The organism is Pacificibacter sp., assembly GCF_039769035.1.
Classification (GTDB): Bacteria; Pseudomonadota; Alphaproteobacteria; order Rhodobacterales; family Rhodobacteraceae; genus Celeribacter.
In genome coordinates this window covers 21,438-28,632 of sequence record NZ_JBDMZG010000086.1, presented here as the reverse complement: position 1 = coordinate 28,632, position 7,195 = coordinate 21,438, and the positions used below count along the sequence as shown (strand labels likewise).

Below are 7,195 nucleotides of genomic sequence, written 5' to 3'. Positions count from 1 at the left end.
TCATGTCGACGTCGTCCATTCCGGGTGAAGGCAAGACCACGCAGTCTTTGGCCTTGGCTCAAAACCTTGCAGGTCTTGGCAAGTCCGTGTTGTTGATAGAAGGCGATGTTCGCAAACGCGTTTTCCAAGAGTATTTCAAAATCAAAAATGATGATGGCTTGATGGCGGTGCTCGAAGGCAGGTTGCCTTTGAAAGACGCCGTTGTTCATGAGCCCAGCTTGAAGGCTGACGTTTTGATGAGTGAGAAACCAACCAGCAATGCGGCAGATATTTTCTCGTCACAGGCCTTTGCCGATCTGATCAAGCAAGTGCGCAAAGAATACGACTACATCGTGATCGACACGCCACCTGTCTTGGCCGTGCCAGATGCGCGGATCGTGGGAAAACAGGTCGACACCACGCTCTATTCCGTACGTTGGGATAGCACGACGCATCGCCAAGTCACCCAAGGCCTTAAAGAGCTTGCGCAGGTCAATGTGACCATCGCTGGGCTGGTGCTGGCGCAAGTTGATCAAAAAGGGCTCAAACGCTATGGATATGGCGATCAGGCCTATGCCTACAGTGGGTATCACAACAATTGATCGCCGGACGCAATTTGTTGTGGTTAGAATCGGTTGAAACACACATCTTGGTGTGTGAAAGTTGAAGTCACACGTGCACGTCTGAGGAGACAAAAGTCATGAAGGCATTGGTATTGGTGACAGGTCTGCTGTTGGCGGGCTGCGGGCAGATTTATATTGCTCCAAATGTGTCTAACCAATTGGATGAGACCAATGTCTCTATCGTGCCCTTGACGCCGCAAGTTGCTGCCTCTGCAAATCAATCGTCTTACAGACCCCGTAGCCTTCCGGCTGTGTTTTTCCAAAACGCGGGCACTGGCAGCCGCGGTGAAAGTGCGGCACTGATTGCAACACGTTTGCCCCCTGCTGTTCAGCAAAAACCATACCAGATCGGTGTGGGGGATGTGGTTGTGCTGGCCACGCCGCAATCTGCAACCTCCATTGAAGAATTGTCTGGCCTGTTGGCGGCGCAAAACCAGCGCCAAGGCTACACCGTACAAGACGATGGCGCGATTGCGATTCCAAATGTGGGCCGCGTGCAGTTGGCAGGGCTTGATCTGCAAGCCGCCGAAGCGGAAGTGTTCCAAGCGCTTGTCTCAAGGCAGCTTGACCCGACTTTCAGCATCGAGGTGGCAGAGTTCAATTCCAAGCGCGTATCTGTTGGTGGGGCCGTGCGGTCGCCACAAACTTTGCCGATCACATTGACGCCGCTTACATTGCAAGAGGCGGTGACGGTGGCCGGTGGAACCACCGCGCTGGACACCCAGTTTGTGGCCGTACGCCTATATCGCGACGACAAACTTTATCAGGTTCCGTTTGAGAAGTTGCAAACCACCGATGTGACCTTGTTGCAGGGCGATAGTATCGTGCTTGAAAGCGGGTTCCAATTGAGTGAAGCACTCACCGAAGTTGACGCGCGACGCAGTGCTCTAAATGAGGAGCGCAGTAATTTTAAGGACCTTGTGGCCGCGGATGCTGTGGATCGCGATTTTGTTTACTTGACCGGTGAAGTCAAAACCCAAGGCCGTTTCCCACTGCCCTTTGGACGCCAAGCCACATTGGCCGATGCGCTGTTTGCCCAAGGCGGCGCCATTTCCAACACTGGCAACCCAGCTGAGATTTATCTGTTGCGCGGGCATGAAAATGATCGGGTCACGGCGTTCCATTTGGATGGATCGAACCCTGTGACCTTGCTGAATGCGACAAAGCTCCAGTTGCGTCCGAATGACATTGTGTTTGTTGCGCCTCAGCCGGTGACCAATTGGAACCGCGCTTTGCAGCCTTTGTTGCCATCTCTCATTGTTTCAACGGTTGCAAGGATTGCGGACTAAATCCCTGAGAGGTTTTGCGCGCCGGTTTTAACTTAAGTTGGGAGTTTGGCATGTCTTTGCTAAAGCGACTATTTCGAAAGTCTGGTGAGTCAAAGCCTGCGCTAGCGCCCTTCACTGCGGCGCTCGCGCCAGACAGCAGTTTCTTTGCCATCGGGGATATCCATGGGTGCTTGGCGCAAATGCAAGCACTGCTGGATCAAGTCACAACGCTGAATGCAGAGGCCCCCATTATTTTTGTCGGCGATTATGTGGATCGGGGCGAAGACAGTGCGGCAGTTCTGTTTGCCTTGTTTGCGTTGCGCGATGATCCTCGCATCACCTGCCTTGCGGGCAACCATGAAGACATGATGTTGGCGTTTGTGGATCAGCCGTCTGAAAAAGGCGAACGCTGGCTGCGCTACGGTGGCATGCAAACGCTGGCATCCTTCGGTGTGGGCGGTGTGTCCATGTCGAGCAAAGGCGAGGCCATTGCCGCAGCCGCAGAAGCATTGAAATCGGCCATGGGCCCCGATCTGTTGGCTTGGTTGCGTGACCTTCCGAGGATGACGCAAAACGGCAATGTCGCCGTGGTGCATGCCGGAGCAGACCCCAACACGCCCATAGCGTTGCAAGGCGCGCGGACCTTGAGCTGGGGGCACCGCGATTTTGACACCCAGCCGCGCCAAGACGGGATTTGGGTTCTGCATGGGCATACGATCATGGACAGTCCTGTGGCGCGTGATGGTCGCATTGCCATCGACACAGGGGCTTATGCTACTGGTCGGTTGACGGCGGCCTATGTGCAGACAGGCGACGTACAGTTTCTGAGCACCTAAGATCATTGCGTGTTCATCTGGACGGGATCAAAGAGATCAGAGTGTGTCCTTGTGCGCCGACCAATGGACCAACCGGATCATATATTTGTTCTCTATGGTTTCTAATAATGGTTTCAACGCTTTGGTCGATAACCATGTCTAAACTGATGTTTTGGGTCAATTGCGCAGGAGGTTTGCTGCTGCCCCCGAGCGGGGCTGATACGCGGCCTCAAAATGCTGCTCAAAAGACACGGCGCACATTTGATTCAAGGTCTGCACGCAGAACTTTGCCCAAACAGTAACAAACCCATGGGCCTTTGGCGGTTTTTTGCTATGATGTGCGAAATCGTGAATGGGTGAGACTGTGTTCGAAAAAATTTCAAAAAAATTGGTAGGCCTTGGCGCCGTCGCATTGTGTTTTGCATCTGCAAGTGTTGCCCAAGACCTGACGACCACCAAGCTTAATATTATGGGCCGCCCGGGAATTGTTGAACTGCCCTCGGCTGAAATGGCTCCTGATGGTCAAATCGCTCTAAGCTATACGAAGCATGGCAACTTCAAACGCACCGCGTTGACTTTTCAAATCGCACCACGCTTGTCGGGCACCTTTCGTTATTCCGGTATTGAAAATTGGGACGGGACGGTTGGCACCAGATGGGACCGCTCTTTTGACCTGAGTTACTTGCTGGTGGAAGAAGGGCAGAACCGTCCTGCTGTCGCTATCGGAATGCAAGACTTTATGGGCACAGGACTGCTCAGCGGTGAATACATCGTGGCGACCAAATCTATTGGCGACAAATTGCGTGTGTCCGGCGGGTTGGGCTGGGGCCGCTTGGCGACTTACAACCCACTCGGAGTCTCATTTGGAGAACGTGGCGGCAGAACCGATTCAAGGGGAGGGGTCCCCAATTTTAAAACTTGGTTTACTGGAGATATCGCTCCTTTTGCTGGGGTGAGCTACCAATTCAGTGACAAGATGGATCTGAATGTCGAGTATTCTTCGGATGCTTACTCCGATGAAGGCGAGCGTGATTTGCTTGATCACAAGTCGCCTTTCAACGTGTCGTTGAATTACAAACTTGGCAAAAGCACTTCGATCACCGCGTTTTTCCTGCACGGCAGCGAAGCAGGACTTAAGTTTTCCGCCAGTCTAAACCCTAAAACGCCGCGCGTGTTTGGTGGCCTTGAAGCGGCCCCTCTGCCCATTCGTCCACGGCCCAGCCGTTCTGTCGATCCTCTTGGCTGGTCTGGCGGATGGGTGGCCGAAGTTGGCGATCCTAAAGGTATCCGCAAAGCGCTGGCCACGGCCATGACCAAGGAAGGCTTGACCCTAGAGGCGATGTCGTTGAGCGCCACCCGCGCCGAAGTGCAGTTCAGCAACAACCGCTACAATGCGCGCTCCCAAGCTTTGGGTCGCTTGGCGCGCCTCATGACACGGGCTTTTCCGCCATCTGTTGAAACATTTGTTTTGACCGAAACGCTAGATGGAACGCCCATCCATTCCACCATTTTGCCGCGCTCGAAACTGGAAGCCTATGAGTTCGAGCCCGCGGGCCAAATTCTGCAGGCCACCAACTTTGCCGATCCCAAAGGTCTTGCGGGCGATCCCCTTGTGCCCTTTGAAGGCGCCTTTCCAAATAACTTGTGGTCAATCGCGCCCTATGTGGCCGTGTCGGTGTTTGACCCCCAAAGCCCTGTACGATTGGACTATGGTATCCGCGGCAAGATCAACTACGAAGTGGCTCCTGGTCTGTCGTTGGATGCTTCCGCAACTGTGCGGGCGTCCGGCAATATCAGCGCCGAGGAAGATGATGGCAATCCCACAACGCTGCCGCGCGTGCGCACAAGTTCGGTCGATTATGACAGCCGCTTCCAAGTTCAAACCCTGACAGCAAACTGGTACAGCCGCCCAGCAGAGAACCTGTTTGGCCGCGTCACCGCTGGCTATTTGGAGAGCATGTATGGTGGCGTTTCTGGCGAACTTTTGTGGAAAAAACCCCAGAGTCGTTTCGCCATTGGGGCAGAGCTGAACTACGCCGTGCAACGCGATTTTGTCGAAGTACTCGGCTTTCAAGACTATGATGTTCTGACGGGCCATGTCTCGGCGTACTATGCCTTTGAAAACGGCTTTCACGGCAGCCTAGATGTCGGACGCTACTTGGCTGGCGATTGGGGTGCCACGTTGTCCGTCGATCGTGAATTCAACAACGGATGGCGTGTTGGCGCCTATGCCACGCTCACCGATGTGCCGTTTGATGAATTTGGCGAGGGGTCTTTTGACAAGGGCATTCGCATCACCATACCTTCCGCTTGGTTTGTAGGCACGCCGACGACTGAGGAAAATGATTTTGTTATTCAATCTCTGACCCGCGATGGCGGCGCGAAATTGAATGTGGACGGTCGTTTGTACAAACGCATTCGGGGCATGCAGGGTTCAGATATCGAGTCCAGTTGGGGTCGGTTCTGGAGATGAACATGTCTCGTATAGTGCCATCAAAATCCATCGCAGTTCTCGTCGTTAGCCTTTTGGCTTTGAGCGCTTGTGGCAACGACGGTCAAGCCCGCCGTGGCACGGATACCGTTAAAGAACTGGCCGTGTTGGCCAAGAATCGCGTGCTCGGCCAAAAGACAGAGCCGCCTGCCGCCCCTGATCCGGTCGCGATGATTGAGACTATTATGCGCGAAGTTCCAGATGCGCCGCTGCAATTCGTTCTGCTGGAAAACACTGGTGCCTTTGCCATCTCGTCGATCTACGGCCAAAACGGCAACAACGTCACTTGGGTTACCTCAGGCAAAAAGACGATGACGTTGGCTTCAGGCTTGCTGACAGCAACGCGGGGTTTTGGTGGTGACGTGATGTCCGTCGAAGACGGAGGCGCCGCACAGCTGATCACAGAACGCAGCGCAGGGCAGGTGCAAAAGACCTATCGGTTCCTAAACGGCTTGGACCAAACCACCCGCTACACGGTGAACTGTAGTATCGCCGAAGGCGGGACCGACCAAATCTCACTAGGTGACATTTCAACGACCGCGCGCGTGATGACGGAAACCTGTACATCAAACGACGCGCCTGGGTTCACCAACACCTATTGGATCGACGACGAAGGCCGCATGGTGCAGTCCGTCCAATGGGGCGGTTCCATCGGCAAAATCGTCTTCAGCCGCCTGCGGTTTTAGATCTGATATGCACCCAAAACGAGCAAGCAGGATGCTGGTCTAGTTTTGGGTCACTCAGCTCTTGGCAGAAGGATGCGCGTGAGCTAGTGGGTGATAAAAATGAGTAGAGTGAGTAACATTAAGTGAAACTGGTTATCACAGGTGCATCAGGTTTTTTGGCTGGTGAACTTATCCCCTTGCTGCGCGATCGCGGTTTTGAACTCGTTCTCGTAAGCGCGCGCGCTGAGGTCCTAATAAACGCATATCCCGATTTGACCTGTGCGAGCTACGATGACTTGGACACCCATCTACAAGGCGCGGATTGCGTTTTGCATTTGGCGGTTAAGAACAACGACTCGGCGGGTGAGCTTGCCGACTTCCGTGCCATCAACGTGGATCAGACACTCTCAGTCTTGCACGCCGCCAAGGCCGCGGGCGTAGGCAAATTCATTTACACGTCCAGTTTTCATACGCTGTCGCTGGGCGGCCCAACAAGCGACTACGCCCGCTCCAAAGCCGAGGCTGAGGTGCAGTTGGCAGTTGAGCACGGCATTGACGTGTCCGTTGTGCATATGGCTGCTGTTTATGGGCGGCAGTTCAATGGCAAGCTTTCCATTCTGAACCGGCTTGCGGCACCGCTGCAAAGTTTGGCAATGACTTTCCTTGGCGCGCTTCGCCCCACTGTGCATGTTGATCGGGTGGCAGACCGTATCGCTGACATTACAAATGGCAAATGCTCTGCGCCTCACTATTTATACGAACCTGCGCAAGAAAACAGTGTCTACACTTGGGCCAAAAGAGCAGTGGATTTGTCTTTTGTGTTGTTTGTGGCCGTCGTCTTGGGATGGCTGCTTGCCATTGTTTGGGTCGTTATCCGGATGGATAGCCACGGCCCCGGTTTGTTTGTGCAAGAGCGCGTAGGGAAAGACGGAAAGATCTTTCACTGCTACAAATTTCGAACCATGCAGCAGGGCACAGTGCAAGCTGGAACCCATGAGGTCACAGCCGCCTCCATCACCCGTATCGGGCATTTTTTGCGTAAAACCAAACTTGATGAATTGCCGCAAATCGTCAACATTCTACGCAACGAGTTGAGCCTCATCGGTCCGCGCCCCTGTTTGCCATCACAAGTCGAATTGGTCGAAAAACGGCGCGCGCTGGGGGTCTTTGATGTCAAGCCCGGTATCAGCGGTCTGGCGCAGATCCAAAACATCGACATGAGCGAGCCTGAGCGTCTGTCCCGAGAAGACGCGCTGTATGTTGCACTGCAAAGCATGCCACTGGACCTTAAGATTACGCTGGCGACAGCAACAGGCTCTGGCCAAGGTGACAAGGTCTCAAGCGACTGAATATA

6 protein-coding genes are annotated in these 7,195 nt (G+C 54.0%); all 6 read left to right on the top strand.

Annotated features, from left to right (window positions below):
- On the top strand, positions 1–581 hold a 581-nt coding region (locus ABF287_RS08200; RefSeq protein WP_347184523.1), incomplete at its 5' end, for a CpsD/CapB family tyrosine-protein kinase.
- A gap of 98 nt (positions 582–679) precedes the next feature.
- Positions 680–1,891: a polysaccharide biosynthesis/export family protein gene (locus ABF287_RS08195; protein WP_347184522.1), complete on the top strand. Its 1,212-nt coding sequence runs from the start codon at positions 680–682 to the stop codon at positions 1,889–1,891.
- A gap of 50 nt (positions 1,892–1,941) precedes the next feature.
- On the top strand, positions 1,942–2,706 hold the full coding sequence (locus ABF287_RS08190; protein ID WP_347184521.1) for a metallophosphoesterase: 765 nt from the start codon (positions 1,942–1,944) through the stop codon (positions 2,704–2,706).
- A 331-nt stretch (positions 2,707–3,037) separates the two neighbouring features.
- Positions 3,038–5,158, top strand: a complete 2,121-nt coding sequence (locus ABF287_RS08185; RefSeq protein WP_347184520.1) for a YjbH domain-containing protein — start codon at positions 3,038–3,040, stop codon at positions 5,156–5,158.
- A 2-nt stretch (positions 5,159–5,160) separates the two neighbouring features.
- Positions 5,161–5,862 carry a YjbF family lipoprotein gene (locus ABF287_RS08180; RefSeq protein ID WP_347184519.1) on the top strand — a complete coding sequence of 234 codons (702 nt, stop codon included), beginning with the start codon at positions 5,161–5,163 and terminating at the stop codon, positions 5,860–5,862.
- A 122-nt stretch (positions 5,863–5,984) separates the two neighbouring features.
- A complete protein-coding gene (locus ABF287_RS08175; RefSeq protein WP_347184518.1) occupies positions 5,985–7,190 on the top strand; it encodes a hybrid nucleoside-diphosphate sugar epimerase/sugar transferase in 1,206 nt (401 codons plus the stop codon).
- The last annotated feature ends 5 nt before the right edge of the window (positions 7,191–7,195 follow it).